At 33.3% G+C, this 26,987-nt stretch carries 24 protein-coding genes; 11 read left to right on the forward strand and 13 right to left on the reverse strand.

Annotated elements, in window-relative coordinates; genetic code table 11:
- Positions 1–450, forward strand: a complete 450-nt coding sequence (locus tag ACOOWA_RS11375) for a GAF domain-containing protein (RefSeq protein WP_421375326.1) — start codon at positions 1–3, stop codon at positions 448–450.
- Positions 451–576: 126 nt separating this feature from the next.
- Here ACOOWA_RS11375 and ACOOWA_RS11380 read toward each other — a convergent pair whose 3' ends face one another.
- From ACOOWA_RS11380 to ACOOWA_RS11390, 3 genes are all read right to left on the reverse strand, one after another.
- The gene (locus ACOOWA_RS11380; protein WP_421375328.1) at positions 577–1,305 is read right to left on the reverse strand and encodes an ABC transporter substrate-binding protein; all 729 of its coding nucleotides are present in this window, start codon (positions 1,303–1,305) and stop codon (positions 577–579) included.
- 23 nt (positions 1,306–1,328) lie between these two features.
- On the reverse strand, positions 1,329–2,651 hold the full coding sequence (gene mgtE / locus ACOOWA_RS11385) for a magnesium transporter (RefSeq protein WP_421375330.1): 1,323 nt from the start codon (positions 2,649–2,651) through the stop codon (positions 1,329–1,331).
- Positions 2,652–2,734: 83 nt separating this feature from the next.
- Positions 2,735–3,292 carry a pyruvate decarboxylase gene (locus tag ACOOWA_RS11390; protein ID WP_421375332.1) on the reverse strand — a complete coding sequence of 186 codons (558 nt, stop codon included), beginning with the start codon at positions 3,290–3,292 and terminating at the stop codon, positions 2,735–2,737.
- A gap of 202 nt (positions 3,293–3,494) precedes the next feature.
- On the opposite strand from ACOOWA_RS11390, the gene rpsO reads away from it, so the two are divergent.
- The 3 genes from rpsO (at position 3,495) to ACOOWA_RS11405 (ending at position 7,537) form a co-directional block, all read left to right on the forward strand.
- Entirely contained in the window at positions 3,495–3,764 is a 270-nt protein-coding gene (gene rpsO / locus ACOOWA_RS11395; protein WP_027386233.1) for a 30S ribosomal protein S15, read from the forward strand.
- Between the two features lie 204 nt (positions 3,765–3,968).
- The gene (locus ACOOWA_RS11400; protein ID WP_421375335.1) at positions 3,969–5,099 is read left to right on the forward strand and encodes an acyloxyacyl hydrolase; all 1,131 of its coding nucleotides are present in this window, start codon (positions 3,969–3,971) and stop codon (positions 5,097–5,099) included.
- A gap of 140 nt (positions 5,100–5,239) precedes the next feature.
- Entirely contained in the window at positions 5,240–7,537 is a 2,298-nt protein-coding gene (locus ACOOWA_RS11405; RefSeq protein WP_421375336.1) for a polyribonucleotide nucleotidyltransferase, read from the forward strand.
- Between the two features lie 390 nt (positions 7,538–7,927).
- Here the strand turns inward: ACOOWA_RS11405 and ACOOWA_RS11410 are convergent, their stop codons facing one another.
- Positions 7,928–8,587: a hypothetical protein gene (locus tag ACOOWA_RS11410; RefSeq protein WP_421375337.1), complete on the reverse strand. Its 660-nt coding sequence runs from the start codon at positions 8,585–8,587 to the stop codon at positions 7,928–7,930.
- Between the two features lie 884 nt (positions 8,588–9,471).
- The gene (locus ACOOWA_RS11415; protein WP_421375338.1) at positions 9,472–10,002 is read right to left on the reverse strand and encodes a hypothetical protein; all 531 of its coding nucleotides are present in this window, start codon (positions 10,000–10,002) and stop codon (positions 9,472–9,474) included.
- A gap of 555 nt (positions 10,003–10,557) precedes the next feature.
- On the opposite strand from ACOOWA_RS11415, the gene ACOOWA_RS11420 reads away from it, so the two are divergent.
- The 3 genes from ACOOWA_RS11420 (at position 10,558) to ACOOWA_RS11430 (ending at position 12,687) form a co-directional block, all read left to right on the forward strand.
- Positions 10,558–11,412 carry a hypothetical protein gene (locus ACOOWA_RS11420; RefSeq protein WP_421375340.1) on the forward strand — a complete coding sequence of 285 codons (855 nt, stop codon included), beginning with the start codon at positions 10,558–10,560 and terminating at the stop codon, positions 11,410–11,412.
- 44 nt (positions 11,413–11,456) lie between these two features.
- Positions 11,457–11,948 carry a hypothetical protein gene (locus ACOOWA_RS11425; protein ID WP_421375341.1) on the forward strand — a complete coding sequence of 164 codons (492 nt, stop codon included), beginning with the start codon at positions 11,457–11,459 and terminating at the stop codon, positions 11,946–11,948.
- Between the two features lie 343 nt (positions 11,949–12,291).
- Positions 12,292–12,687: a surface-adhesin E family protein gene (locus ACOOWA_RS11430; RefSeq protein WP_421375343.1), complete on the forward strand. Its 396-nt coding sequence runs from the start codon at positions 12,292–12,294 to the stop codon at positions 12,685–12,687.
- A 170-nt stretch (positions 12,688–12,857) separates the two neighbouring features.
- On the opposite strand, the gene ACOOWA_RS11435 is transcribed toward ACOOWA_RS11430, so the two are convergent.
- Together ACOOWA_RS11435 and ACOOWA_RS11440 are read right to left on the reverse strand one after the other, a co-directional pair.
- Entirely contained in the window at positions 12,858–15,281 is a 2,424-nt protein-coding gene (locus tag ACOOWA_RS11435) for a TonB-dependent receptor domain-containing protein (RefSeq protein WP_421375344.1), read from the reverse strand.
- Between the two features lie 6 nt (positions 15,282–15,287).
- Complete coding sequence (locus ACOOWA_RS11440; RefSeq protein WP_421375346.1) at positions 15,288–15,728, reverse strand: MarR family winged helix-turn-helix transcriptional regulator; 441 nt, start codon at positions 15,726–15,728, stop codon at positions 15,288–15,290.
- A 446-nt stretch (positions 15,729–16,174) separates the two neighbouring features.
- On the opposite strand from ACOOWA_RS11440, the gene ACOOWA_RS11445 reads away from it, so the two are divergent.
- On the forward strand, positions 16,175–16,609 hold the full coding sequence (locus tag ACOOWA_RS11445; RefSeq protein ID WP_421375347.1) for a cold-shock protein: 435 nt from the start codon (positions 16,175–16,177) through the stop codon (positions 16,607–16,609).
- Positions 16,610–17,341: 732 nt separating this feature from the next.
- Here ACOOWA_RS11445 and ACOOWA_RS11450 read toward each other — a convergent pair.
- The 4 genes from ACOOWA_RS11450 to ACOOWA_RS11465 form a co-directional block, all read right to left on the reverse strand.
- Positions 17,342–17,806, reverse strand: a complete 465-nt coding sequence (locus tag ACOOWA_RS11450; protein ID WP_421375349.1) for a hypothetical protein — start codon at positions 17,804–17,806, stop codon at positions 17,342–17,344.
- Positions 17,709–18,065 carry a hypothetical protein gene (locus tag ACOOWA_RS11455; protein WP_421375350.1) on the reverse strand — a complete coding sequence of 119 codons (357 nt, stop codon included), beginning with the start codon at positions 18,063–18,065 and terminating at the stop codon, positions 17,709–17,711. The genes ACOOWA_RS11450 and ACOOWA_RS11455 overlap by 98 nt, the downstream gene beginning before the upstream one ends.
- 221 nt (positions 18,066–18,286) lie before the next feature.
- Entirely contained in the window at positions 18,287–20,557 is a 2,271-nt protein-coding gene (locus ACOOWA_RS11460) for an AAA family ATPase (protein WP_421375352.1), read from the reverse strand.
- A gap of 151 nt (positions 20,558–20,708) precedes the next feature.
- Positions 20,709–21,509, reverse strand: coding sequence for an RtcB family protein (locus ACOOWA_RS11465; RefSeq protein WP_421375589.1), 801 nt, complete (start codon positions 21,507–21,509; stop codon positions 20,709–20,711).
- 1,037 nt (positions 21,510–22,546) lie between these two features.
- Between ACOOWA_RS11465 and ACOOWA_RS11470 the strand changes: the two genes are divergently transcribed.
- The 3 genes from ACOOWA_RS11470 to ACOOWA_RS11480 all read left to right on the forward strand — a co-directional run bounded on the left by ACOOWA_RS11470 (position 22,547) and on the right by ACOOWA_RS11480 (position 24,319).
- Positions 22,547–22,879: a HopJ type III effector protein gene (locus ACOOWA_RS11470; RefSeq protein ID WP_421375354.1), complete on the forward strand. Its 333-nt coding sequence runs from the start codon at positions 22,547–22,549 to the stop codon at positions 22,877–22,879.
- A gap of 230 nt (positions 22,880–23,109) precedes the next feature.
- Entirely contained in the window at positions 23,110–24,132 is a 1,023-nt protein-coding gene (locus ACOOWA_RS11475) for a helix-turn-helix transcriptional regulator (protein WP_421375356.1), read from the forward strand.
- A gap of 58 nt (positions 24,133–24,190) precedes the next feature.
- Positions 24,191–24,319, forward strand: coding sequence for a hypothetical protein (locus tag ACOOWA_RS11480; protein WP_421375358.1), 129 nt, complete (start codon positions 24,191–24,193; stop codon positions 24,317–24,319).
- 34 nt (positions 24,320–24,353) lie between these two features.
- Here ACOOWA_RS11480 and ACOOWA_RS11485 read toward each other — a convergent pair whose 3' ends face one another.
- The gene (locus ACOOWA_RS11485) at positions 24,354–25,544 is read right to left on the reverse strand and encodes a DUF1501 domain-containing protein (protein WP_421375360.1); all 1,191 of its coding nucleotides are present in this window, start codon (positions 25,542–25,544) and stop codon (positions 24,354–24,356) included.
- Positions 25,545–25,609: 65 nt separating this feature from the next.
- Positions 25,610–26,986, reverse strand: a complete 1,377-nt coding sequence (locus ACOOWA_RS11490; RefSeq protein WP_421375361.1) for a DUF1800 domain-containing protein — start codon at positions 26,984–26,986, stop codon at positions 25,610–25,612.
- Between the last annotated feature and the right edge of the window lies 1 nt (position 26,987).

A 26,987-nucleotide genomic window follows, 5' to 3' on the forward strand; every position in this document is an offset into this window, starting at 1 on the left:
ATGTCTGAATTAAAAAAAAGACTTTCGTTTATTTTAGAAAGTCCAAAACATAATACTGAGGAGAAGCTTGAGAAAGTTTGTCATTTATTGGATCAGGAAATTTCTTATTTCAACTGGACGGGTTTTTACTTCAAAAACGGAGATAAAGACGAACTTAAATTAGGTCCTTATGTCGGCGCAGAAACTGATCACACGATTATTCCCTATGGAAAAGGAATTTGTGGGCAGGTTGCTGTTTCAAACGAAACGTTCATCGTTCCGGATGTGCATTTGCAGGATAATTATTTAAGCTGCTCAATTGATACAAAAGCAGAAATTGTAGTTCCTATCTTCAAAAACGGAGAAAATATCGGTCAGATTGATATTGACTCTCACACCATCGATCCTTTCACAAAAGAAGATTTAGAGTTACTCGAATGGCTTTGTAATGAAGTTTCAAAGATTTTGTAATCTTATTTGAATTAAAATATAAACTCCGATTTTTTATAAAGTCGGAGTTTTTGATTAAATAATATCAATAGGAACGGGTTTTAGCCCGTTTAACAATATGAAAATTCTCTTGACTTTAGTCAAAACTTAATTGTTAAATTCCGAAATCAGTTCCTTAAAATAATTTTCACACTTCGCAATATGCGTCCCATACCACGAAAAAGCTTCTCCATCTACAATCATTATTCTTTTATCAGGAAAAATCTTTTTCAGTTCTTCAATATGTTTTTCTTTAAAAGGAAAAGGTTCCGAAGAAAGCATAATTACTTCAGCTTCTGTTAAATCGGTAGCTTGAATTTCCGGATAACGGGTTTGATTTTTAAAAATATTTTCAAAACCAATTTCAGTTAAAATATGATGAATAAATGTATCTGAACCGACTGTCATGTAAGGATTATTCCAAATCAGATAAGCAGTTTTTATTCTGTAATTAATTTGAGTCTGATTGAGAATTTCGTAGATTTTAAGATTAAAAAGTTGTGCTTTTTCTTCTTTGTGAAAAAGTAATCCTAGGTTTTTTAGCAAGTAATAATTGTCTTCAATCGTTTCTGTATTATAAACAATCACTTTAAAGTCATTCATTAAAGCTTCGACTTGTTCTTTTACGTTTTCTTCTTTATTGGCTAAAATTAAATCAGGCTTTAAACTTTGAATTTTATCAAGATTAAGATTTTTTGTGCCGCCGATAATTTCTACATTTTTTACTTTCTCTGAAGGATGAATACAGAATTTTGTTCTTCCGATAACTTCATTTTCCGTTAAACCTAAATCAAACAAAGCTTCTGTAATAGAAGGAACGAGAGAAATTAATTTCATATAATTTTAGACTTTGCCTAAAATTACAAAAGTTTTCCGGTTAAGAAAAGTCCGGCAACGGAGAAGTAAATAATTAACCCGGTAACATCTACCAAAGTCGCCACAAAAGGAGCAGAAGAAGTAGCAGGATCGAGTTTTAGCTTTTTAAGAATAAATGGAACCATAGAACCCGAAAGTGTTCCCCATAAAACAATCATTACTAAAGAAACTCCCACGCTCAAACCTACAAAAGCCCAATGAATTCCGTAGTCGAAAAAACCGACTTTATGCCAAATCATTATTCTGAGAAAACCTATAATACCTAGGATTCCACCCAATAAAAGTCCGGTGAAAATCTCTTTTTTCATCACATACCACCAATCTTTTAAACCAATTTCCTGAAGAGCCATCGCACGAATAATTAAAGTTGCAGCTTGTGAACCTGAATTCCCCCCGCTTGAAATAATTAAAGGAACGAAAAGTGCCAAAACTACAGCTTTCTGAATTTCATCTTCAAAAAAACCCATTGCAGAGGCAGTCAACATTTCAGAGAAAAATAAAATAACCAGCCACATTCCTCTTTTTTTGATCATTTCCATCAGAGAGGTCTGTGTATAAGGCAGATCTAAAGCTTCAAGCCCTCCGAATTTCTGAATATCTTCGGTATTTTGTGATTCAATCTGGTCTAAAATATCATCAATAGTAACAATTCCCACCAAAACTCCGGCTTCTGTAATAATCGGAATGGCAGTTCGGTCATATTTTTCAAAATAGGTTACAGCATCTTCTTTAGAGGTTGTAGTTTTAATGGCAACAAATTGATTATCTGTAAGTTCAGAAACTAAGGTGTCTTCTTCTACTAACAACAGACTTCCCAAAGCCAAGTCGTCAATCAAATGATTTCTTTCATCGACTACATAAAGATGATTAATAGTTTCAACCTTTTTTCCGACTTTTTTGATTTGCTGAAGACATCTTTTTACCGTCCATTCTTTACGGATTTGAATGTAATAAGGTGTCATCAGTCGGGCGATAGAATTAGAATCGTAACCCAAAAGTTTCAGAGCAATTCTTCGTTCCTGAGGATTGAGGTGATTGATGGAATATTTAATCAATTCATCCGGAAAATCTTCAAACAGCGCCGTTCTGTCATCGGGAGTCATCGCGTTCAGAATTTCAGAAACGTCATCACTTCCTATACTTCGGATAGTTTCTTCCTGGAAATCAGGATCCAGATGAGAAAAAACGTCGGCTTTGTATTCTTTCGGAACTTTCAGAAAAGCAAGTAATCTTTCATCAGCGTGAAGTTCGCTAAGTCTTTCGGCAATATCGGCGGGATTAAAGATAAGTTCGTCTGTAGAATTCAAAACCTGAAATTTTTGATATGCAAAAATAATTCAATTTTTTAGAATAGGAGAACGATGTGCGAAATTTAAGGTTTATTTAAAGTTCAAAAACCGGCTTCCACGGAAGGTTTTATTTTTCTCAATTCTTTTAAAATACTTTTCATAGCACCGTTTGTTCCTATTTTTATAGAGTTTTCTGCGGAGCCTAGAAGTCGCATGTTTTTACGGTAAGTATCGTAATCTGAGGAAGTAACGAGATTTCCTTCAGCATCAAAAAGTTTCATGCTTACTACAACCTGATTAGAGAAAACGTATTTTCCCAGCCCGACTTTAAAATATTTTACTTTCGGAACAATAGCAAAATCTGCATCGTTGTTTTTGCAATATTCGATGATGGTTTTAGAGTCGATGCTGTCGAAAGAAACCTGAATTTCAGATCTCAGCATTTTATTTTTTCGAAATGCACTGATATTGTCTGAAACAGCAGTGAAGAAAGCCAGATTTGTAGGTTCTTTTATTTCTTCAACATCGGGCTCTACTTCAGGATTGAAGTACAGAACTTTCTTTATTTTATCATGCACAGTACTTTTCTGCGCTTTCACAGAAGATATACTGATGATAAATACAGAAGAAATAAGCGTGTAAAATAAAAAATTTTTCATCTTTTTGTCGGCTGTAAAATTACTGTCTTTTAGTGGGATGACATAATTTTATTAAGAATTTTTTAACATATTTTTCTATCAAAATTAATACATGAAATCAATAATGTGACCAACTTTTGTTTAAAGATAAAATATTTTTGCCAAATAAAAAAATAGTTGTATTTTTGCACCCGTTACATAATAATCATTAAACAATATTGGAATGTACTTAACAACAGAAAAAAAAGCAGAAATTTTCGCAAAACATGGAAAATCTGCACAAGACACAGGAACAGCTGAAGGACAGGTAGCTCTTTTCACGTTCAGAATTAACCACTTATCTCAGCATTTGAAAGCTAATCGTCATGATTTCAATACTGAAAGATCTTTGGTGAAATTAGTAGGTAAGAGAAAAAGTTTATTGGATTATCTTAAGAAAAAAGATATTACAAGATACAGAGCGATTATCGCTGAACTAGGATTAAGAAAATAATCAATCCGGGTTTCCAAAAATAAAGAAGCAACTTCGAAAGAGGTTGCTTTTTTCGTTTACTGTCATAAAACTTCATTACGAAATTTATAAATCTTTAAAGAATTCGTTTAAATTTGCTGTTTTTAAAAAATTTAAATTAAAAATTTGAAACACTTTTATCTCTATTTCTTTCTGTTGATATCGGCTTTTTACAATTGCCAAGAATTGGATACCATTTCCAGATCAAATTTGCAGGGTTCTGTAAGTATGCAGTTCGGAAAATTTTTAGGAACAAATGATTATCTGAAGAAACTTAAACACAGAGAATTTATCGGGGTTTCTGCAGAACTTACTGTACAAACCGATGGAAGTCAGGAGTGGCACAAAAGATTTGGGAGACCTTATTATGGAGGAGGAATTGTAGCTTTTGATTATCTTAAAAATAGTGAAATGGGTAAGCCTTTTGCTGTTTACGGAACTTTTGGCGGCGTTATTAAAGAAACACCAACTCATTCCTGGAATTATGAAACAAGCGGTGGGTTTGCTTTCAACTGGACTCCTTTTGATTTGAAAAAAGGGTATGTTAATCAGACTTTTGGCTCATCTGCAAGTATTTATATTAACCTTGGAGCTAATTATAAATATTATTTAGGAAAGCATTTCGATGTAGGTTTAGGTTTAAATTTTAATCATTTTTCAAATGGTGCTTTGAAACTTCCGAATAAAGGAATGAATACTTTTTCTCCAAAAATTTCTCTTACTTATCATTTTGATGAAAGACAATTTGCTCCCAAAGATTCTTTGTCGGCATTTGATAAATATTCTACACTGGATGTCAATGTGTTTGGTGGCGTAAGACATTCTATTTTTTACGGTGTAGATCCAGGTTTTCAGGCTTCCGATGTTGATATGATCCGGAAATTTGAAGGTAAACATCATCAGAATTGGGGTCTGGAAACAGTTTATCACAGACAGATTACCTACAAGTCTTCTCTTGGGTTAGGAATCGGTTTAATGTACGATGAAGATTACAATAATAAATTTTATCAAGATGAGAATGGAGTAATTCAAAATACCAAAAGATTTCAGCGGGAACAGCTTTTGCTGAATGTTTTTCCTTCTTATCGACTCTCTATTTCAAAATTTGCTATTCAGATTCAGCCTGGATTTTACCTATTTAAAAAAGAAATTGACCGCCGTTACGATAAAACAATTTTTTATCAGCGGGTTGGTTTCCAATACACTGTCGGAAAGAATTTTTTAATAGGAATAGGTTTGAGATCATTCAAATTTCACAAAGCTGATTATATTGAATGGAGATTGGGTTATAGAATTTTTAACAGGAAAAATTTATAGTTAATTTAAATAAAACGATGAATTTAATGCCAAAATACTTTCATCACACTATTTAAAACAAAAACACTAAATTTGCATCACATTTAGACGATATATAAATAATTAAAGTGCTCAATACGGAGCGCAACACAAAACAATTTATGAGTGTACCTCAAGCAATTACAGAGCTGATTACTCTTGCAGACGGCAGAGAAATCACATTAGAAACAGGGAAATTAGCGAAACAAGCTGACGGATCTGTAGTAGTAAAAATGGGCGGAACAATGCTTTTAGCAACAGTTGTAGCCAGTAAAGAAGCTAGAGATGGTGTAGATTTCTTACCATTAACAGTAGATTACAGAGAAAAATTCTATGCAGGTGGTAAAATACCAGGAAACTTCTTCAGAAGAGAAGCCAGACCATCTGATCAGGAAATCCTGACCATGCGTTTGGTAGACAGAGTTTTGAGACCATTATTCCCGGAAGATTTCCATGCAGAAGTTCAGGTAATGATTTCATTGATTTCTTATGACGGACAGTCGATTCCTGATGATTTGGCAGGTCTTGCTGCATCTGCGGCAATTGCGATTACTGATATTCCTTTCAACGGACCGATGTCTGAAGTAAGAGTAGTAAGAATCAACGGTGAACTTTCTATCAACCCGAAATTCGAAGATCTTAAAATTGCTGACCTTGATATTATGGTGGGAGCAACGAAAGATTCTATCGTAATGGTGGAAGGTGAAATGAAAGAAATTTCTGAAGCAGAAATGCTTGAGGCAATTCAGTTCGCTCACGTTGAAATTAAAAAGCAGGTTGAAGCTCAGGAAAGATTAGCCGAAAAAGTAGGCAAATCTTTACCGAAAAGAGAATACAGCCACGAAAATCACGATGAAGCAATTCGTGAGAAAGTATGGAAAGAAACGTACGATAAAGTATATGAAGTAGCGAAAACTCCTTCAGGAAAAGAAGAAAGAGGTGAGAAATTCAAAGCTGTTTTGGCTGAATTCTTAGCTCAGTATGTAGAGCATCCTGAAGAATTGGAGAGAGTAACTCCTTTTGCTAAAGTATATTACCACGATGTGGAAAAAGAAGCGATGCGTCAGATGATTTTGAATGATAAAATCCGTCTTGATGGTCGTGATCCTGAAACAATCCGCCCGATCTGGAGCGAAATCGATTATTTACCTGGAGCTCACGGTTCTGCAATCTTTACAAGAGGGGAGACTCAATCTCTTACGGCTGTAACTTTAGGTTCAGTAAAAGATGCGAATATGGTAGACAGCGTAATGGTAAATTATGACGAAAGATTCTTCTTACATTATAACTTCCCGCCATTCTCTACAGGTGAAGCCCGTCCTTTAAGAGGAACTTCAAGAAGAGAAGTTGGTCACGGAAACTTAGCTCAGAGAGCTTTGGCGAATATGATTCCTGAAGAAAATCCTTATACGATCCGTATCGTTTCTGATATTTTAGAATCAAACGGTTCGTCTTCTATGGCGACAGTTTGTGCCGGAACATTGGCTTTGATGGATGCAGGTATTCAAATTACAAAACCGGTTTCTGGTATTGCAATGGGATTGGTAACTGACGTAAAAACTGGAAAATTCACTGTTCTTTCTGATATCTTAGGAGACGAAGATCACTTAGGAGATATGGATTTTAAAGTGACAGGAACTGCAGACGGAATCACTGCTTGTCAGATGGATATCAAAATCCAGGGTCTTTCTATGGATATTATGGAGAAAGCGCTTCTACAGGCCAGAGAAGGAAGACTTCATATTTTAGATAAAATCACTGAAACGATTGCTGAACCAAGAGAAGATGTGAAACCTCACGCTCCGAAAATGGTGATGATGGAAATCTCTAAAGATTTCATTGGTGCTGTAATCGGACCTGGTGGAAAAATCATTCAGCAGATGCAGAAAGATACAGATACTGTTATCGCGATTGAAGAAGTTGGAGAAATTGGTAGAATTGAGATTTCTGGTGTCAGCAGAGAGAAAATCAACGAAGCAATTGCAAAAATTAACGAAATTACTTTTGTACCTGTTATTGGGGAAGTTTACCAGGGTAAAGTAGTAAAAGTAATGGATTTCGGTGCTTTCGTAGCAATTGCAAAAGGAACGGAAGGTCTTCTTCATATCTCTGAAATCGAGTGGGCTCGTCTTGATAAAGTTCCTTACAAAGAAGGTGACGAAGTTGAGGTGAAATTTATGGGATATGATGACCGTAAGAAAATGAAACTTTCAAGAAAAGTTTTATTACCAAGACCACCAAGACCAGAACAAAAACCAAGAGAAGAGGGACAAGGAAGACCAGAAGGACAAAACAGATCTGACAGACCTGCGAGACCAGAAGGTCAAGGAAGACCAGACAGACAGGCAAGACCTGAAGGAAAAGTAAATCCTGAAGGGCAAGATCAGCCAGGAGAACATAAGCCTTTGAACGAAGCTTAAGATTTTTAGAATCATACAAATTAAAACCACCGAAATTTTCGGTGGTTTTTTTCATTCTTTAGCTAAGAATTATTTTAGAACTTATGTATCTTCTATAAAAATAAAATACATTTTTATCTTTTTAATAGAAAATAAATAAGTAATATTATCCATATGCAGAATATTGAATAATGTATATAGTTTGCAGATGCTACAATATCAATATCATATTTAAAAATAAAAAATATAAGTGTTAACAAGGATATCATTACAATACTGACAAGGATGATTTTAAGATTAGTACTTATTCCATTATTTTTCTTCTTACTTTTCTGTCTGTACAGTATAAAAAAAGTAATTAAAGATAAAACTGTTTGTATGTAAATTATACTTGGCTTCATAATTTTTATTTTATTTACATCTGACTGCCTGTGCTACAGTTGAAGCATAATAACCTGCAGTTCCAACTGCACCAATTGCTGCTCCCACGCCTGTAGGTGAAAATATTGCAGTAGCTGCTGCTGAGATACCTGTATCTAAAATACCCGCTGCTACACCCCATCCACATCCTTTTGGATTGATAACTGTAACCAGAGCGCCGAAAATCAGTTTATTTTCAGATGCTGTGGATGAATTAAAAATTTCAGCTTCATTCGCAACTGCTTCTTGAAGCTGTTCTCTGTTTGCTTCTGAAATTAGCTCTCTATTATTATAGATGATTGTGAATAAATCTACGGTAGCATCTTTATCAATACCAAAATAGTTTTGAAATACATCTCCCATTTCTGCAAAAGTTACATGGTCAGAACTAAATACCTTACCTTTTTCAAGATCCATTTTAAAGATCGACTCGTTTTTTAAAATTAAATCTTCATTTAGCTTAATTTTTGAAGAAGCTAAAACAATTTTTTTTGCAAGATTCTCAATTTCTAAACTGTAAGATTTATTTGTAGAATTTAAGTTGTTATTCTCAATATTAGAACGTTGCCCCAAATCATCATAACCATCAGTATTTGTACATGAATTTACTGTCATCGAAATAACACAAATACCCAACAAAATTTTTTTCATTTTTTAGTAATTTAAATATATTAATTAGAATTCAGAATCATTCTTTTACATCATTGGATTCTGATGAGTGTTTGCTTGCAAGCGTATTTATTCATTAATAATTCTGTGTTGCGCACCACAAATTATTTCATGTTTAAACCTTCTGCAATTATAAAAATTATATTTTACACTATAAAGTGAATATTACATTTTAAGGCTATTTTAAGATTATTTTAAGGCAGTTTATTCCAGATTTCTATGCAAAATGTAGTAATGAATTATTTTGTTGAAAAGATTGTTGCCAAAACTACCCCGACCTGAATAAAAACCAAGAGAAGAACACAAGGAAGACCAGACAGACCGGCAAGACCTGAAGGAAAAGTAAATCCTAAAGGGCAAGATGAGCCCGGAGAACATAAGCCTTTGAACGAAGCTTAAGATTTTTAAAATCATATAAATTAAAACCACTGAATTTCGGTGGTTTTTTTGTGGGGTTTTCGTATTTAATTTATAGATTATTGAATGCAGATAAGAAAATATTGATTTGTAATACGAGAATACTGTTTTACAAGGCAAAATTATAATTTTACTATGCAAAAATATTATTCCGAAAGGCAAGAATATTAATTTTTATCATTACAATATGCAATCACATTGTGCCAATATGAAATGACATTGCAAAAAAATGAAGTTACATGGCAAGAATATAACTTTATCGTGAAAGTAGATGGAAAAACACTTCAGCTTTTGGTCCTAATACAAGAAAAATAGCATTTACTTTGTCATTCCGCAGGGATCTAAACCGTTTTATTTGCAGTGTGATGAGATTCCTGCGCAATGACAAGCATGCTGTTTGAATCTTACTTGTAATTGTCTGCAAAAATTAATTGGTTTTTTGAATTTTTTTATTTTCTGCTTGTAAATTCGATGGCTGATACAGTGGTGTATTCCGCTGAAGTAGCTCCGTAAAGGCTTTTTACATATTTTTTTACGTTTTGGGCGATGGAGTAGAGTCCGGTTTTTTCTGCGTATAAAATTTTATTTCTTTCCATCAGCTTTACATTGAGTTCGGCTTCGGTCTGGTCAACATTTTGAGTAGTGTTTACCAATGAATCTTTGTAAATGTTGAGATTGATTAATTTCAATTCGTCTTCATCAGGACTGTATTCGGGAATGGTAGCCAACAATTGCAGAAGAATTCCGAAGTTTTCGGCTTGTTGGGTAAATGACTGTCGGGAGCTGGAAATTTGGCTGTTGGTGGATGGTTCTTCGTTCTCAGTCTTTACGGAAATTGTTTTTTTCTTACTGCCGCCCTGAATAGAACGGTTTAAAGATTTTGCCTGATCTAATGTTCCTGACAATAATCCCAAAATTTCTAAACGGTTGATAATACGGGTACAGGTTGTTTTCAGGTTTTCAAAAGCGGTTTGGCGCAAAGCGATGGCATTTTTATTAGCATTTCGTTTGCATTCTACGTCGACTAATTTTGTATTCGCTGTGGTTTATAATACTTGAAGATTAGCAATTGTAAGATTTGGAATGGGCGGATTGTAAAGCGTGTAAACGGAAATCTGTTGGGTAAGTTTTTGTAGGTTTGCCACATTTTGGCGTGCCCTACTTCTGAAGTACCTGACATCTTATTTGTGTTTTAAATTATTTATTCAAATATAGAATTTATTTTGAATTGAAATGATTTTTCAGTGGATTATTTTGATAGTGAGGATATTATGTTAAGTTTGGCGATAGGGGAAACCTCAGAGTGAGGCTGAGATTTGTTATTATTTGAATATAAGCAATGAGAATAAGTCCACACTATCTGTTTTTGAAGTTATTGCTCAGAATCTGGTGACTTTGAGCAGCGGGGTTGCTGTTAAAAAATAATTTATAAATATTACGTCAAGTTTTGACGTAATAGGGGTTTATATTTATACGTATAAATACGGTGGTGGTTATTGATAAATATGTATATATTTATCAAAAAAATTATAAACATGTCAACTAAATCAAGAAAAATCGGTTTTTTTTATCTAACAGCCTTGCCAAACATTAATATAGCTGAATCAATAAAGAATTTATTAACTGATATTACTAACCTACCCAAAGAAGAGAGAAAATTTGAATTAGGAAGCAATAAATTTATGTTATTAGACTCGTATACATTAACTAATAATGGGCTTAAAAGCAAAGTGTTGTTTAAAAGTGCAACACATAGTTATAGACCCAATCTTTTACATAGAGATACTGTAGAAGAAAGGGAAAACCCAAAACTATTAGAAGAAGGTGATTCTGAAAAAACACATGTTGCTATGAAATTCATTGGATCAAGAGTATGTTTTATTTTAGAGAAAAAACAAGCGGGGATAAACATTGGACAGTTTATTACTTACTTAAATAATTATAGTCATACCCTTGTTGGAGATCCAATTATAATATATGGGTATGAAACTGTAGTAAAAGAAAATTTTTTAGAAGAAATTGAACGTTTAAGTAGGGTAGTTAGTACGCAAGTTGTAGTTGATAAACAATTATTAGGTAGTGATGCCTTAAATTTTTCTGAGAATATTGATAGCGTAAAGCATGATATTGTGGTTAACGTTACAGCTAAAAACAGAGATTCTATTACTGATTTTGCTCAAGATGTGTTTGCTTTAATAAATGGAGGGAGACGGGATATTAATAAAATAAGAATAGTTGGCAGAAATCAAAGCAATCAAGAAGTAATTATAAATACTGATTTTTTAGAAAGACAAGAGTATATAAATGCAGAATTTAGACCGGGTACTGGCGAGGTAGTAACAGATGATGTATTTTTAAAGATGTATGAAGTATTAAATAATTTTGAATAATGTATATAGAATTCATTTTAATAGTTTTCGATTATTTTAAAACATTGAAAAAAAAGAGTGTTATTGTCTATGAATGGATACTTCCATTCATATTAACTGTTGCTTGCGTTTATATTGCAGATGTAAAAAACACGGAATTGTTCAATATTTTTAAAGAATCTTCGATCAATGTTATAGGCGTACTGTTAGGTTTCTCGATAGCAGTTATTACAATATTAACTACTGGTAATGGAGAGAATTTAGAAGGAATCAGAAGAAAAGAAACTGGAATAATTATAAAAAATAGAGCTATTATGCTTTATGATTTATTGTTGATAAATTTTACGTATTCTGTAGTACTTGAAGTTGTTCTAATTATTTCATGTTTAATAACACCACTTGTTAATCAAATTTTCGTATTCAGCTTTGAATCTAAGCTTATTTTTTATTCATTGATGATTTTTCTCGTTTTACATATCCTACTTCTGAATCTACGCAATATCACAGATTTTTATTTGATAGTCTCACGTCCTAATAACAATTCAACTACAGTTTAAGTTTTCAAATTTTCGTGTAATTTGAATATTATCTTCCTCACTCTAAACAAAGTCGGGAGACTTTGTGCGAATTATTATTTATCATAAATGTATTTTCAAAATTCCTTCGCTCTCCTGCACGAATCTTTTTATGAGTTAGTTTTATCGACTTCGCTGACAGTAGTGGTATCGACAGATATAACCTGAGCGATTAAAAAAAGTCATTAATTTCTAACTATTCTTTTGGAAATACAAACAACAAATAGTAAAAAGCAACGTTATTTACATCGGCCTTTTCTTCCCCAAAACACAGTCTCTTATGCAAGTCTTATGCTTTTTTCATTATATTTGGAAAAACTTTATCATGAAAAAACTATTATTCATTCTATTACTATGTCCTGTAGTTTTGTTTGCACAGGAAGACTGGGAATTTGTTGGAACTTCAGCAAATGACACCCAATATTTCATTCGAGATGTTTCTGCAAAAACAAATTCTACTAAAATTAAGTTTTGGGTAAAATCTGTACAATCCGATAAAGATTCCAAAAGGCAAAATAATCAAAAACCCGGAGATTATTCTCTTTCAAAGTGGGAAGGAGATTGTGATGAAGAAACTACGCAAACTAAAATCATGGTAATCTACAACCGAGATGGTGAAGTGAAAAGTTCTTCTACTGGTCCTTTTGAAGAAACTCCGATAATTCCAGATACAATGGGAGAGAAAGTGCTGAAAGCTGCCTGTAACAAATTTTCAAACTAAATATAAAACCTCGCTGCGCAAAGTCTCCCGACTTTGAGCAAATTAGTTTTTACCAAATATATGATTTCTTCATAAAAAATAAAGATTACGAAATTCCGTAATCTTTATTTATCTGCTTTTGCAAAAGATTGCTTCGTCCCTCGCAATGACACTAATTCTTCACAATAACTTTACCCATTCCCAATTCTCGATTTCAAATCATCCGCACCACCGGTTTTTCTTGGTTGTCCGTTTTTGGATGAACCAAAATTGTAGGTATAAGAAAGCGTTGCAACACGGGTTTCTCTTCGCACTACGAAATTTTCGATGTAATTGGAGTAAACGTTTTTAGCTTCGGGATTGCTTGTGAAGAAAATATCATTAATGGCAAATTTTAAAGTGCTGTTGTTCTTAAATTTCTTCTGAGCACCGATATTCACATACCAGTTTGGTTTCAGATCCATATAAGCATAGACTTCTCTTGCTCTGTAATTTCCGGTAAGTTCGGCTGTGAAACCATTTCCAAGTTTCAAAGAATTAATGCTGTTGAGATTGAAGGTGAAATTTCCCTGGTTTTTAATATAGGTATCGGAAATGTTTCCGGTGTAAGAACCATAGTAGAAATTAGCGCTGTTGTTCATATCCCACCATTTTGCGACTTTCACAGGAGCAATAAGATACAATCCTAAATAAGATGCCGAACTTAAATTATCATTGGTCTGAACCACCACAATATTTCCGTTTTCTACGGTTGGTTTCAAAACATCGGTGATGTTATCTGAAGTTTTGCTGTAGCTTAAAGTAGCAAAATATTTGCTTTTTAAGCTGTAAGTAAACTCATAATTCATTGTTGTTTGCGGATTCAAATCTGGATTTCCGGCTCTGTACGTTGTAGGATCGAGGAAAAACTTAAATGGATTCAACTGATTGTAACTTGGTCTTGTAATTCTTCGGCTGAAATTAAGTTCAATATTATTCTGTTCGTTCAGATCATAAGAAAATACGGCACTCGGAAACAATTGAGTATAATTCTTTTTGTTCACCTGATTGGTGGTAATCTGCGTTCCCGTCACATTGGTGTTTTCGGCTCTTAAACCAAATGTGGTGCTGAATTTATCCCATTTTTTAGAAACATTTCCGTACAAAGCATTAATATTTTCTTCGTAGATGAAATGATTGGTTTTGCTCTGATCAACGATTGAAATTCCCGAAGTAGCATCGAAAAACTGCATATCATTGTCGGCTTTTACGAAGCTGGTTTTAATACCGGATTCTATTTTCCAGTTGTTTTTCAAATGTTTAGATAAGTCAGATTTTAAGGAGTAAATATTTAAACCACCGTTAATGTCGCCTTTTAAAATATTAAAACTGCTCATTGCACCGTTGATAGCGTAATTTTTTGTGTCAAAATTCTGCAATGAAGTGTTTGAATAATTGATATAATCCAAATCGGTTGTCAATTCTGAACCTAATGAATCGATTTTGTATTTATAGTTCAGATTGAAAGAAGCATTTTTCCAATGGTCTTTTGAGCGATTTTGTGTGGTGAAAGTACTTTCAGGAAGTTGATTACTGCCTAAAACCAAACTCGAATTATCACCTCTCGGATCAAATCTGTTGCTTACGAAACCTGCAGAAAATCCGATTATATTATTGTCGTTGATGTAATAATCCATCCCGGCTTTTGCAATGTGATTTCTGAAATTAAACTTCAAATAATTGTCCTGGAGATAAGCTTTTTCAAAGTTTCCATTATTGTCATAAAAGTTTCTGTCTAAAACTAAATGATTGTAAAATTCTCTGTACGCAAAGCCATAATTGGCAAAGATGTTTACTTTTTTGTTGCGGTGATTGATGCTGAAATTATTGTTATTTTTAATATATTTTCCCGTTCCCAGTGAAGTAGAAAGACTTCCGTTTGTTCCTTTTCGCTGGTCTTTTTTAAGCTTGATATTGATAATTGAAGTTCCCGCTGCATCGTATTTTGAAGACGGATTGGTAATAAATTCCACCTTCTCTACACTCGAAGACGAAATTCCACGAAGATAATTGGCAAGATCAGTTCCGGTCATTGGTATGTTTTTACCGTCGATTTGAACCAAAAGATTTCCTTTTCCACGTAAACTGATATTGTCACTTCCGTCAATATTAACTCCGGGAGCTTTTTCTAAAACTTCAAAAGCTGAATTTCCGGTTGCGGCAATGCTGTTTTCTACATTGAGAATCATTTTTCCTTCCTGTCTTTCGATGTAAGGTTTGGCTTTTGTGACTGTAACGCCTTCAATCGTTTTTTCGTTTACATGAATGATGGGAAGATTTGTATTTTCTGTAACAGAAACAGTTTCAGATTTGTAGACCTCAGAACCGTTCTTGTTGATTTTTACGATATAGTTTCCGTTTGCAAGATCATTAAACGTAAATTTTCCGCTTTGATCGGCAACTTCGGTTTTTACAAGTTTGTTTTCAGAATTAAATAGATTGATTTCAACCTGATTAATTTTATCAGAATCGATGCTTCCTGAAAGCGAATGATTTTGTATAGCAGTTTGTGCTGAAAGTTTGATGCTGAAAATGGAAAGCAGCCAAACAAAAATGAATAGGATTAGTCGTGCCATCGTGTTTTATTTTTTAGAGTTAATAGTATTTTCTGAGATTTTTAATAGGGCATTGTTCATGATTTGCAGTTCTTCTTTGGAAATCCCGTCTAATGCGATGGCTCTGTTTTGTTCTACAATTTTCTGAACGTCTTTAATGATTTTTAAACCAGAATCTGTTACTTCCAGATTGGTTTTCCTTCGGTCTTTGCTGTGAACTGTTCGGATTACATATTCTGATTTTACCAATAGCTCGATAATTCTTGTTACCGATGCATTGTCTTTAAAAACCAAATTCCCGATTTCATTTTGAGTGATTTCAGGGTTTTCGAGAATTGCTTTAATGATTAACCATTGGTCGATTGTAATGGTAAAACCATTGATTTTTAGCTGTCTCTGAGCATAATTTCTGTAGGTTCTTATCGCTTTATCTATATTGTAGAATATGATTGAATCTAATTTTTCCATAATTAAAAATTTAATAATGATTAATCAATTATTGATATATCAATTAATTGGTAGCTGGATTTTTTGTTTTGTTACAATTTTGAAAAAATATTCCATTGTTATTTTAATAAAGAAATTGTATTTTATAAATTCTTGACTATGAAAAAGTTATATTTAGCTTAAAACCAATAATATTTTCGTATATTTGCATAGCAATTAATAGAAAGGTTTTCGACTTTTGCTTCAGGCAGGGTTAAAAAACATTTATTTTTCCCTAAGTTTTCACATTTCAGATGCCTCAGTTTATTCCTTAAAAATATTTGTACCGGCAATCTTTATATCATTACTGAAAAACAATAGGATACCTTTCTACATCAATTTCAGAAATAGTATTTGGTGGGATGAAATGTTTTAAAGTAAAACTTCATTCAAATATCAGCTCGTAACAAATAAATTTTTAAATATATATGGCGGATTCTTTCTCAAAAAAAGAAAATTTCAAGAAAAAAGTTCAGAAAGCAAAAGAAAAAGCTCAGAAAAGAGAAGAGCGTAAAACAGTCAACAACAAAGGTAAAGGTCTTGATGACATGATTATGTATGTTGATGCAAACGGTCAGTTGACTTCTACACCACCGGATAACAGCAATGTTGAAGATTTTGACATCAACAACATCCAGTTGGGTGCAGCTCCGATTGAGGCTGAAGAAGTTGTAAAAACAGGAATTGTAACATTTTTCAGTGAAAAAGGTTACGGTTTTATTACAGAAGACGGTTCTAAAGAAAATGTATTCTTCCACAGTAACAACTGTATGGAGCCGATTAAAAAAGGAAACAAAGTATCTTTTGAAAAAGAGAAATCTCCAAAAGGTTTTGTTGCCGTAGAAATCAGAATGGTTAAATAAATATTCAATTTCGGAATCAAAAACCGAATAGATTATAGTACAGTAAAGGCTCCGAATTTCGGAGCCTTTGTTTTTTAGTGACTGTATAGATTTTCTCTTATTTCCGCTAAAAGACCGATGTCGCGGATTTGCAATCCGTGACTATCCCGCATTATTTCTGGAAAATACTGAAAAAGTACTACTAGATGATGTTACTGTTTTATTTTTAATTGTGTGACAGCACGGATTACAAATCCGCGCTATCGGATTACAAATCCGCGCTATCGGAGCTATCGGATTTGTAATAAGAAAATAGAACTTTTCTAATCAAGAATGTGGAATTACATTGCAACAATGTAAAACTACAACGCAAAAATGTAAAGTTACAATGCAAGAAAGTAAAACTGCATCGGAAGAATGTGAAACTACATCATGCCAATGTAGAATGACATCGGGAAAAAGTGAAAATACATTGCAAAAAAATAAAGTTACATCCTAAAAATGCAACTTTACTTTGATACAATATTGAATATGAATATCCGTTTGTTATAAAGCTAAATGAGCAGTCACTTTGTCATTCCGCAGGAATCTAAGCTGCTTATTTTCGGCTTGTTGAGATTGACTTCGTCGAACCACTTCGTTAGGTTTCCTACGGAATGATAAACAAACAGTTGAAAATTTACGTATTAAAATTTACAGACATTCATTATACTGAATTACAAAATTTTAATATTTTTCGATTTTAAACACAAATTATTTTCTTTTGGTAAATTCGATAGCGGAGACGGTGGTATATTCCGGGGAAGTGGCTCCGTATAGACTTTTGACGTATTTTTTAATTTTTAGGGAGATAGCATACACTCCGGTTTCTTCTGCATAAAGAATTCTGTCTCGTTCTATGATTCTGGTGTTCAGCTCAGACTCAGTTTGGTCTACCGCGAGGGTCGCTGCTTTTAATGAGTCGTGATACGTGCTGAGGTTTTGTAACTTGATGTTATCTTCATTAGGTGTGTAAGCGGGTAGGGTGGAAAGCATCTGTAAGAGGAGTCCGAAATTTTCAGTTTTTGAGGTGAAAGACTGTCGGGAAGTAGATGAGGTTTTAGGAGCTTCTTTGCCTTCTTCAACCGGTGTTTTGCTTTTCCTTGAACTGCCCTGAATGGTCTGGGTTAAAGATCTTGCCTGGTTTAAAGTTCCCTGTGGTAAGCCTACAATTTCCAATACATTGATGATTCTGGTACAGGTAGCAACTCAAATTTTCGAAAGCGGTCTGACGGGCAACGATGGCATTTTTATTAGCGCTTCTTTTGTCTCCAACTTCTGTCAGTTTTGCATCGGCATCGGTGTATAAAGTCTGAAGACTCGGCACTGTAATGTCGGCAATCGGTGGATTGTAAAGGCTGTACGTAGAAACTTGTTGCGTAATTTTTTGAAGGTTCGCTACATTTTTAGCGTGACCTACTTCTGAGGTGCTTGACATATCAATTGTGTTTTTTTGTTAATGATTCAAATATAGAAATTATTTTGAATGTGGGGGATGTTTTGTTGAAGTATTTTGATTTTTAGGATGTTATGTTAAGTTGAGGGTAGCAAAAAAGACCGGAATTGCTTCTGGTCTTTTGCTGGCGCAAGCGTCTCGCTTGTGACAATCGTATTTATTGACAATGGGTACGAGCGTGACGCTCGCACCAGCGGGGATAATCATATTTGCATCATTTTGTCATAGTGACTTTTACCGCCTATTTTTTCAAATAATAGTTCGAAAGTTTTTAATGCAACTTCTTTGGATTCATCAGAGATTCTTGTAAAATAAATTTCATCATTTGTGGATACACTATGACTTCCATCTTGCATTTCAGAAATTAATGCTGTAATAATTAAGTTCTCTGAACTTTCTTCAGGTATATCTTCTCGTAAGCTCCATAAATCTACACCATTTATTAGTCCCATAAAATTTGCATAACTTTCAACAATTCTGCGCATATTATTCATAAGAGATATTGAAATTTTTAGAGAATCATCTTTTTTGATTTCTTGCCATAATAATTGATAATCATTGAACGCTACATTTTTATAGTTTTCTATTCTCTCAATAATTGATTCATTATTAAATTTCTTTACATTAAAATATGCGGTCGAATTACATATTCTTCCTCCAAAGGCTAAAGCAACTTCTTTATAGAAAAAAATATTGTGTGTTAAAATAAAAACTTGTTCTATATTTTCATTTTTTAATTGGTCAATCAAATTATTTCGTTGTTGATCTTTTCCTTTCCCTTTTTTGGCAATTAGTCTTCTTATTATAGTTGAAACAAAAAATAAAACCTGACTATCCATACTTGATACTGGATCATCAATTACAATAATTTTCTTTTTTATAGAATTTTGTGTATCGTTAGTCCCTAAACACATTTGATAAAAATATAAAAAGGCTATAAAATTTTTTTCTCCCTCACTTAAGGTTTTAAAAATGTGGCTTTCGGAAGTTTCTCCTTCTCGCAGGATATAATATTTAATGATATTATTCTCAGATTCCTTTTTTTCAATTTTAAATCCTGTAAAATTATTTTTTAATAGCAAATCATTTATATTGTCAACGGCTTTTTGCGTATTTACTGTTTGGTTTTGCCATTCTTTAATTTTACCATTGGAATTAATTTTTGCATCTTCAAAAACTTTAATTTCTGCTTTTAATTTTTCTATCCGTTCAACTGTAATATCATTAGTAGTTTTAAAAGAACTGATTCTATCTTTAACCTGATGAGAAATATATTTCCATATTTCATCTTTTAATTCTTGTTGGCTTTCTTCTATGTTGTCAATTTCTTTATTGTGTATTCTAATATTTTCGTTGATTTTCTCAATTTCGATTTTAAATAATTCAATGGTTTCTAACTTTTTCTTTTCGTTAGGATTATCAATTTTAGCTTGAATTTCTTTTTCATTTTTATTCAAAATTTTTGTTAGCTGACTTTGTATTTTTAGGACATCAAATTTGATCAAATCTAAATCTGTCAAATCCTTCAAACTTGAATCAAAAGAAGAAACTTTGTTGATATAACTTGAATATAAACCTTTAAGATTTTTAATTTTTTCTTCTCTTGTAGTATCAAAATAACTTTCAAATTGCTCTAATAAATCTTTATCAATTGTTTGTTTCTGACAGAAAGGGCAATCCTGAACTTCTTTCTCCTTATCCAAGAAATTTATTCCTTGTTGAATCCAAGCACTATTGTTTAATTGATTAATAATAGAAGCAATAGGAATCTCATTACTTCCTATAATAATTTCTTCTAAAGCATTGTTAAGTTTTTTTTCTAAATCAAGTATCTCATTAAAATGATTATCGGAAATGTTATTCTCTATTTTAACTAATTCTTCTAAATAGTATTTCTTATATTTTTCAGAGATATAATTTAAGGTTTTTGAAGAATATTCCGTTTTGTTTATTTCAACAAGTTTTTCATAAAAAGGATCTTTTCTTCCACCTAAATTTATTTTGTTGAAGTTCTCTTGAAATTCCTTATTGTAACTCCAGCAATCTTCTACTATATTAACAAACTCTTGCCTTTTTAATTTTTCAAGTTTTTTATTTTCTTCATCTTTATCTAAAATTGATTTTTCAATGTTCGATAATGTTATATATTCATTTTTTATATTTTCATCAATTTCTTCGTTTTTTTCATCCAATGAAAAAATTCCAGATAATTCAGTTTTGATGTAAAAGTTATTTTGTACAAAATCAGAATCAAATACAATTATTTCTTCTTCATTTCGATTAAAGCCATCAATCGAGCAATTATTGAAAGGACTTGAAAGAACTTCGTTTTGAGAAAGGTTGTAAAATAGACGAGCAATTGTAGACTTTCCAGAACCATTATTTCCAAAAAAGAAATTTACTTTTTTGAGATCATTTATTTCAGCATGATTTTTATAGCTGGCAACTTGATTAAGTTCAATTCTTGTTATCATAAGTTGGAAGATTGTTATTAGTTTACTGTAAATATAATATGAATGTACAAAAAACGACTACGGATTCCCATAATCGTTTAATTTTAATATCTCTCTTTTTAAATAATAATTCTACGGAAGGACAAAACATAAAATATTTTTATAAGAAAGCTTAAGCCTTTCTAAACTTCTTCTTCCTCTTCCACGGCGCATTCTTCTGCACATCACCTGCCATAATACATCCGTAAGGCATCACTTCATCCAGAACTTCGCAAAGTCCGTATTCTTCAATCTGCGCTCTCACGTTTTTGGCGCTTTTATAGGCTGTAGGAAGTTCCGAAATATCAATTTCATTCGAGAAGAAACGGATATCTAATCCTTTGGTTTCTTCTTCAAAAACTTCTTCAATCGTTTTATGAGCCAAAGATTTTTTATGCTGTGTTCTGCTGAAATTTCTTCCCGCTCCGTGTGGCGCAAAACCAAGGTTTCTCTCATTCGTTTTTCCCTGAACGATCAAAACGGGTTCTGACATATTCAACGGAATCAATCTCGGTCCCGTAATATCCGGCATAAATTTATCATCCAAAGGCGTTGCTCCTTTTGCATGGTAAAACAAATCTCCATCCTTGAAAACGAAATTATGTTCGTTCCAATATCTATCTTCTTTTTCGATTCCTAATTTATTTAAGGTCGCATCGTGAATAGAAGTATGGTTTTCTTTCGTCCATGTTCTGATCAACTGAAGCGCTTCCCAATACGATTTTCCTTCTTCAGATTCGTACGGAATCCAGGCATTTTCTCTCAATGTTTCAGGGGAAATTTCTATTCTGAATTTATTCGCAACCTTCATTCCTTTATCATACAAAGCAGCTCCGGGAGCTCTTGAACCATGATGCGTCACCAACATCGTATTTCCGGTATTTTTAGAAATTCCGACAAATAAGAAATGGTTTCCGTCACCCTGCGTTCCCATATGAGAACGGGCAATGCTGATTAATTTCTCATCATTTAAGAAATCATTCGCTCTGAAAACATCCATTAATTCCTGAGACATTTCCATCTGTTCTCCTCTCGGTCTCCCTCCGTATCCGAAATGCGTGATGGAATGGGCGACATCCAGAACTTCTTTAGGATTTGCTTTTCCAAAATCTGTCAACATCACCGAACAACAGATATCTGCGCTATGAAATCCCGGATGAATCGCATTTTTCGCCACAACAACTCCACCAACAGGAATCTGACCCACCGGACCTGTAGGACAAGCATCTGGCATAATTGCTCCGGCAACCAAAGTTGGAGTTTTCATCAAAACTTTCATGGTGTTGATTACTTTTTCCACGTTATCGTTTTCACTTTCATGTTCAGCTTTGATGTTGATGACGAAATCTTTTGCGGTTTCATGAAGCGGAATTAGTTCGGGTTGTTTAAACTGTTCCAAATATGCTGTGATTTGATTTTCATCTAAATTATTTTCGTTGATATGCTCAATAGCTTCTTTAAACCATTTCTTCGGTCTATATCCTAATTCGATTAAGTGGTTTCCGTTAAATTCCATGTGTTCTTTCATTTTGTTGATGCAAAGTAAAAACTAAAGTGTGCAATCTTTTTGCGTAGGTAAATTTATTTTGATTATTTTTGAGGAATTAACCATAAAAGAAACAAAAGTTTTTTTAACACATCAGTCGCATTAGTTTAAAGCTTAAATGATTGAGGATATTTTAGAGCACATTAGTTTTAAATATTACAGTGAATGGTCATCTTTAAGTATAACGTTAAATCAGTCGTTATTTTGTCATTCCGGAGGAATCTCAACACACTGAAGATAAATTAGTTTAGATTGACTTTGTCGAACCACTTCGTTAGGTTTCCTGCGGAATGACAAACAGGCTGTTAAAAATTAAGTTTCTAAGAAACACGCAACGATTTTTTGAAACTTTATACACAGATATTACTCAGATGGAGCAGGTTTACTGTTTTAAAATCGAATTATTTACAAATAAAAATTAAGATATGTTATTCGAACAATTAGAAAAATCAGCAGAGGAAATTCAATTTAAAGATGTAATTGCTTTTATTGATGAGCATTATGATTTCAATCCGACAAAATTTACAAACGGAAATACGGTCAATGAAGAAAATCAGAATAATGGTTCGTGTAAAGTTTTCAGTTTTGCTCAGTTAAACGACTTGTCTAAAGAGGAAACATTAAATCTTTTCGGGGGATTTTACAGAGATGATGTGTTGAAAAATCCCGAAGGCACGGATCATCAGAATATCAGAAACTTTATGGAATTTGGTTGGGATGGGATTGCTTTTGGAGGGAAAGCTTTGAAGAGAAAGTAAACTATCATTGCGAGGAACGAAGTGACGATACAATCTCGAAAAATTTAGGAGAGATTGATGAGTGCTTCCTTGGTAAGGAAGAGGTCATGAAAAATGGCAACTTTTTAACCACCCCGTCAAAAAATCTAAGATTTTTTGCCACCCCTCCAAGGGAGGGGAATTTTCCCCGTTTCAAAATTGGTTTTCAACTCGGCTTTGATTTTTTTGAACCTTCAACTTAACCTCACTGTATGTCATCCAACAAAAATGCTTTAATCCGCTACAAAACTTTAGATAAATGTCTGAAGAATAAGTACAAGAAATATACTTTGGAAGATTTGATTGACGAATGTTCTGAAGCTTTGTTTGAATTTGAAGGGAAAGAATCTTTTGTCAGCAAAAGAACGGTTCAGCTTGATCTGCAGAATATGAGGAGTGAGAAATTCGGGTATGAAGCGCCGATTGAAGTTTATGAAAGGAGGTATTACCGTTACAGCGATCCTGATTACAGTATTCATCAGATTTCTGTGAATGAAAATGATCTGAAAGCAATGAATAATGCCGTTCAGATTTTGAAACAGTTCAAAGATTTTTCGATGTTTAAAGAAATGAATGGCGTCATTCAGAAACTGGAGGATTCTATTCATTCAACCCATCAGAAATCTATTATTCATTTGGATAAAAATGAGCGGTTGAAAGGTTTGGAGTATATTGATGTGCTGTACGAATCGGTTCTCAATAAAAAAGTTTTAAAAATTTGCTATAAGAGTTTTAAGGCAAAAGAACAAAATGTTTTGACCGTTCATCCGCAACTGTTAAAGGAATACAACAACCGTTGGTTTCTGATTTGTTGGCACAAAAAAGCAATTTACAATCTTGCTTTAGATAGGATTGTAAGTATCGAAACCGATCATGAAACCGAATATATCGACAAAGATTTTGATGCAGACCGATATTTTGGAGAAGTAATCGGAGCGACAGTTTCAGAAACTCAACGAGGTCAGAATGTAATTTTCACTGTGAAAGCTGATCATGCTCCTTATGTGAAAACAAAACCTTTTCATCATTCTCAGGAAATTATTAAGGAAGATGATGAATGTACAACTTTCAAGATATGCGTTCAGCTTAATTTTGAACTGGAGCGCATGATTTTGGGAATGGGAGAATTTCTGACAGTTTTAGGACCGAGAAAGCTCAAACAAAGAATTGCAAAAAGTATCAGAATTGCTTATTCAAATTATCATACGACCGAAAACGGGGATGAAGAATTATAATTTAGTGGAGTTTTTAAAAATGGCTTGAAACTTGTAATTTACTTTTAAAATAAATATTATGAGATCAAGAATATTAAAAGCAGTACTTGCAATGGTAGTACCTATCGCAATTGATTATGTTATCAAAAAATTTACAGAAAAGAAAGTAGTGAATGATCCCAATAAGCAGATTCCTTCACCACATTAAAATAAAACGTTCCAAAGCAGGAAGGTTTTTTTCTTTATATGAAATCGTAAACTCCGTTTTTCCAGCCCAAAACTTTTGAAGAATCTGCATTAAGCCAGTTTTTAAGAATCGTTGCATATACTTTTCTGAAATCTTCGGTGTAAATTAAATCACCATCGTTAAGTTTCTGCAAATCGGGAAGTGCATTCAGGATGCCTTTCTTTTTTAAACCTCCGCTTACGAAAAACATTTGGTTTGCCGTTCCGTGATCAGTGCCGTTGCTTGCATTTTGGGCAACCCTTCTTCCGAATTCTGAGAAAGTCATGAGCAAAATATCATTAAAAAGTCCGTTGCTTTTCATGTCGGCAACAAAAGATTTTACGGCTTCATTAATTTCGCCAAAAAGTTTTTCCTGTCTTTCATTTTGATTAACGTGCGTGTCAAAACTTCCGATTGATAAATAATAAACCTGTGTATTGATGTCAGATTTAATTAAAGAAGCAACGGTTTTGAAGTCTTTTCCCAATTTCGAATTTGGATATTCCTCTGTCGTTTTTTTAGCTTTACTTTTTTCGAAAATATAACCGGCATTGTTGATGGTGGAACCTAAAGTCTGATATAAATAAGAAACGGTTTCATCATCGTGGTGATGATCGTGATCATATAAAGATTTGAAATATTTTTCCTGGCTGGTCTGATATAATTTTTTAGGATCTTTGAAGGCAAAAGCTTTGTTGTTTTCCCCTTTTAAAGCCAGACTCAGCATATCGTCAACTTCCAAAGCCTGAGTAGGATGTTCGCAATTGTAACATTCTTCATCCAGAAATCTTCCGAGCCAGCCTGTTTCCAGATATTCATCACTCTTGCTTGCGGAATGCCAAATATCCATGCTTCTGAAATGGGATTTATCAGGATTCGGATAACCGACATTATTTAAAACAGAAAGTTCGCCGTTATCAAAAAGCTCTTTAAAATAGGAGAGTGCAGGATTAATTCCTGTCTCGTCATTTAAAGCTAAAGAATTCTGAATGGCAATCTTGTTTCTTTCTTTAAAATAAATATCATTTTTTGTCGGAATAATGGTATTCAATCCGTCATTTCCGCCCGTAAACTGCAGAACAATCAATATTTTCTGATTGGGGTTCAGAGCGTTATCCAAAGTCATCGATTTCAGAAAACTGGGCATCAATAAAGATGCGGTTGCCAACGAACTTATCTTTAAAAATTCTCTTCTTTTAATAATCATGATTTCAATTTTTGAATTTTTGAATTGATTACATCTAAATTTACCTAACAATTAACAACTAACAACTACATCAGCTGATATTCCGGTGTAGACATCAGATTAATAATATTCATCTTTATACTTTGATCAGAAAACTGATTAACCGTTTTCATATCGATTAACTCGCTGTTTTGAATCAGATAATCTTCCGGATTTTTGTCTTTAAAAGCCTTTTCCACGGCTATCCAGTCGATCGTTATATTTGGACTTTTAAAAGATTTGAGTAAAGCTTCTCTCGATTTCATTCCCATATCCATGTCGTCATCTTCTTTCGCTGAATATTCCATTGGTCTTAAACCTGACCAGATTTGCGGAATCTGAAGTCGTAACATTAAAGTTGAACTGTCAATCCACGATTTTCCGCTTGGCCAGCCTGCGACATTGGGCGGAAATAAAAGCATTTGTCCTAATAACTTTTGATAAACTGTAATATTTTCAGGATTTTTGATTTCCATCGGAAGAATTCTTATCATTCCTGTAATCAATTCTGTGGGTGATTTTATTTTATTGCCGACATTCTTTTTGTCGTAAAACCATGAGCTTGAAAATATGCTATTCATTAATTTTTTAATATCATAATTGGAATCATAAAATTCTTCGCTCAGCTTATTAATATTGCTTTGATCAGGAATTTCATTCACGAAAAATTTATAAATCTTTGTGGTAATGAATTTTGCCGTTGCTTTCTGTTCCAGAATAATATTTAAAACATCATCTCCGTTGAAATTTCCTGATTTTCCAAGAAAAGTTTTTGTTCCTGTATCATGCTGTTTGGGTCGGTCGATAAATTCACCTTCTTTGTTATAGCCCCATCCTGTAAAAGCTCTTGCCAGTTCTTTAATATCGGTTTCGGTGTAATTCCCTCTTCCCATCGTGAAAAGTTCCATCACTTCGCGGGCAAAATTTTCATTGGGATGGTCTTTTTTGTTCTGTTGATTATTTAAAAAATTCAGCATTGCAGGAGATTTACTGACTTCAAAAAGAAGTTCTTTGAAATTTCCTAAAGCTTTTTTTCGAATCACATTTAATAACTGTTGATTAAATTTCGGATTATTCACGCGTGTTGCAAAATGTCCGTGCCAGAAGAAAGCTATTTTTTCTCTTAGCTGATCTTCGCTTTTCGTCATTACATCAAGGAAATTCAGATTCAGCTCTATGTTTTGCTTTTGGATGATTTTCTGAGTCTCTCTTTTTTGATCTGCGGTTGCTTTTGGATCAGTATATTCAATTTGAATAACATCTGGAGTATTATAATTGATTTCTGTGAACGGATATTCTTTAAATAAGTTGTTTACTAAAGATTTGTTTTTATTGTTCTTAATATCTTCAATCTGAGAAAATTTCATCCCAAAACCTGCTCTGGAAAGCAAATGTTTGTTTTGTGAAAGTGGCGATATAACCATG

Source organism: Chryseobacterium sp. GP-SGM7, from assembly GCF_049166575.1.
In the GTDB taxonomy this organism is placed as follows: Bacteria; Bacteroidota; Bacteroidia; order Flavobacteriales; family Weeksellaceae; genus Chryseobacterium.

Coding starts and splice junctions, on each gene's coding strand:
- ACOOWA_RS11375 (WP_421375326.1), top strand. CDS start 1: ATGTCTGAATTAAAAAAAAGACTTTCGTTTATTTTAGAAAGTCCAAAA.
- ACOOWA_RS11380 (WP_421375328.1), bottom strand. CDS start 1,305: ATGAAATTAATTTCTCTCGTTCCTTCTATTACAGAAGCTTTGTTTGAT.
- ACOOWA_RS11390 (WP_421375332.1), bottom strand. CDS start 3,292: ATGAAAAATTTTTTATTTTACACGCTTATTTCTTCTGTATTTATCATC.
- rpsO (WP_027386233.1), top strand. CDS start 3,495: ATGTACTTAACAACAGAAAAAAAAGCAGAAATTTTCGCAAAACATGGA.
- ACOOWA_RS11405 (WP_421375336.1), top strand. CDS start 5,240: ATGAGTGTACCTCAAGCAATTACAGAGCTGATTACTCTTGCAGACGGC.
- ACOOWA_RS11410 (WP_421375337.1), bottom strand. CDS start 8,587: ATGAAAAAAATTTTGTTGGGTATTTGTGTTATTTCGATGACAGTAAAT.
- ACOOWA_RS11420 (WP_421375340.1), top strand. CDS start 10,558: ATGTCAACTAAATCAAGAAAAATCGGTTTTTTTTATCTAACAGCCTTG.
- ACOOWA_RS11430 (WP_421375343.1), top strand. CDS start 12,292: ATGAAAAAACTATTATTCATTCTATTACTATGTCCTGTAGTTTTGTTT.
- ACOOWA_RS11435 (WP_421375344.1), bottom strand. CDS start 15,281: ATGGCACGACTAATCCTATTCATTTTTGTTTGGCTGCTTTCCATTTTC.
- ACOOWA_RS11440 (WP_421375346.1), bottom strand. CDS start 15,728: ATGGAAAAATTAGATTCAATCATATTCTACAATATAGATAAAGCGATA.
- ACOOWA_RS11445 (WP_421375347.1), top strand. CDS start 16,175: ATGGCGGATTCTTTCTCAAAAAAAGAAAATTTCAAGAAAAAAGTTCAG.
- ACOOWA_RS11455 (WP_421375350.1), bottom strand. CDS start 18,065: ATGTCAAGCACCTCAGAAGTAGGTCACGCTAAAAATGTAGCGAACCTT.
- ACOOWA_RS11460 (WP_421375352.1), bottom strand. CDS start 20,557: ATGATAACAAGAATTGAACTTAATCAAGTTGCCAGCTATAAAAATCAT.
- ACOOWA_RS11465 (WP_421375589.1), bottom strand. CDS start 21,509: ATGGGAACGCAGGGTGACGGAAACCATTTCTTATTTGTCGGAATTTCT.
- ACOOWA_RS11470 (WP_421375354.1), top strand. CDS start 22,547: ATGTTATTCGAACAATTAGAAAAATCAGCAGAGGAAATTCAATTTAAA.
- ACOOWA_RS11475 (WP_421375356.1), top strand. CDS start 23,110: ATGTCATCCAACAAAAATGCTTTAATCCGCTACAAAACTTTAGATAAA.
- ACOOWA_RS11480 (WP_421375358.1), top strand. CDS start 24,191: ATGAGATCAAGAATATTAAAAGCAGTACTTGCAATGGTAGTACCTATC.
- ACOOWA_RS11485 (WP_421375360.1), bottom strand. CDS start 25,544: ATGATTATTAAAAGAAGAGAATTTTTAAAGATAAGTTCGTTGGCAACC.
- ACOOWA_RS11490 (WP_421375361.1), bottom strand. CDS start 26,986: ATGGTTATATCGCCACTTTCACAAAACAAACATTTGCTTTCCAGAGCA.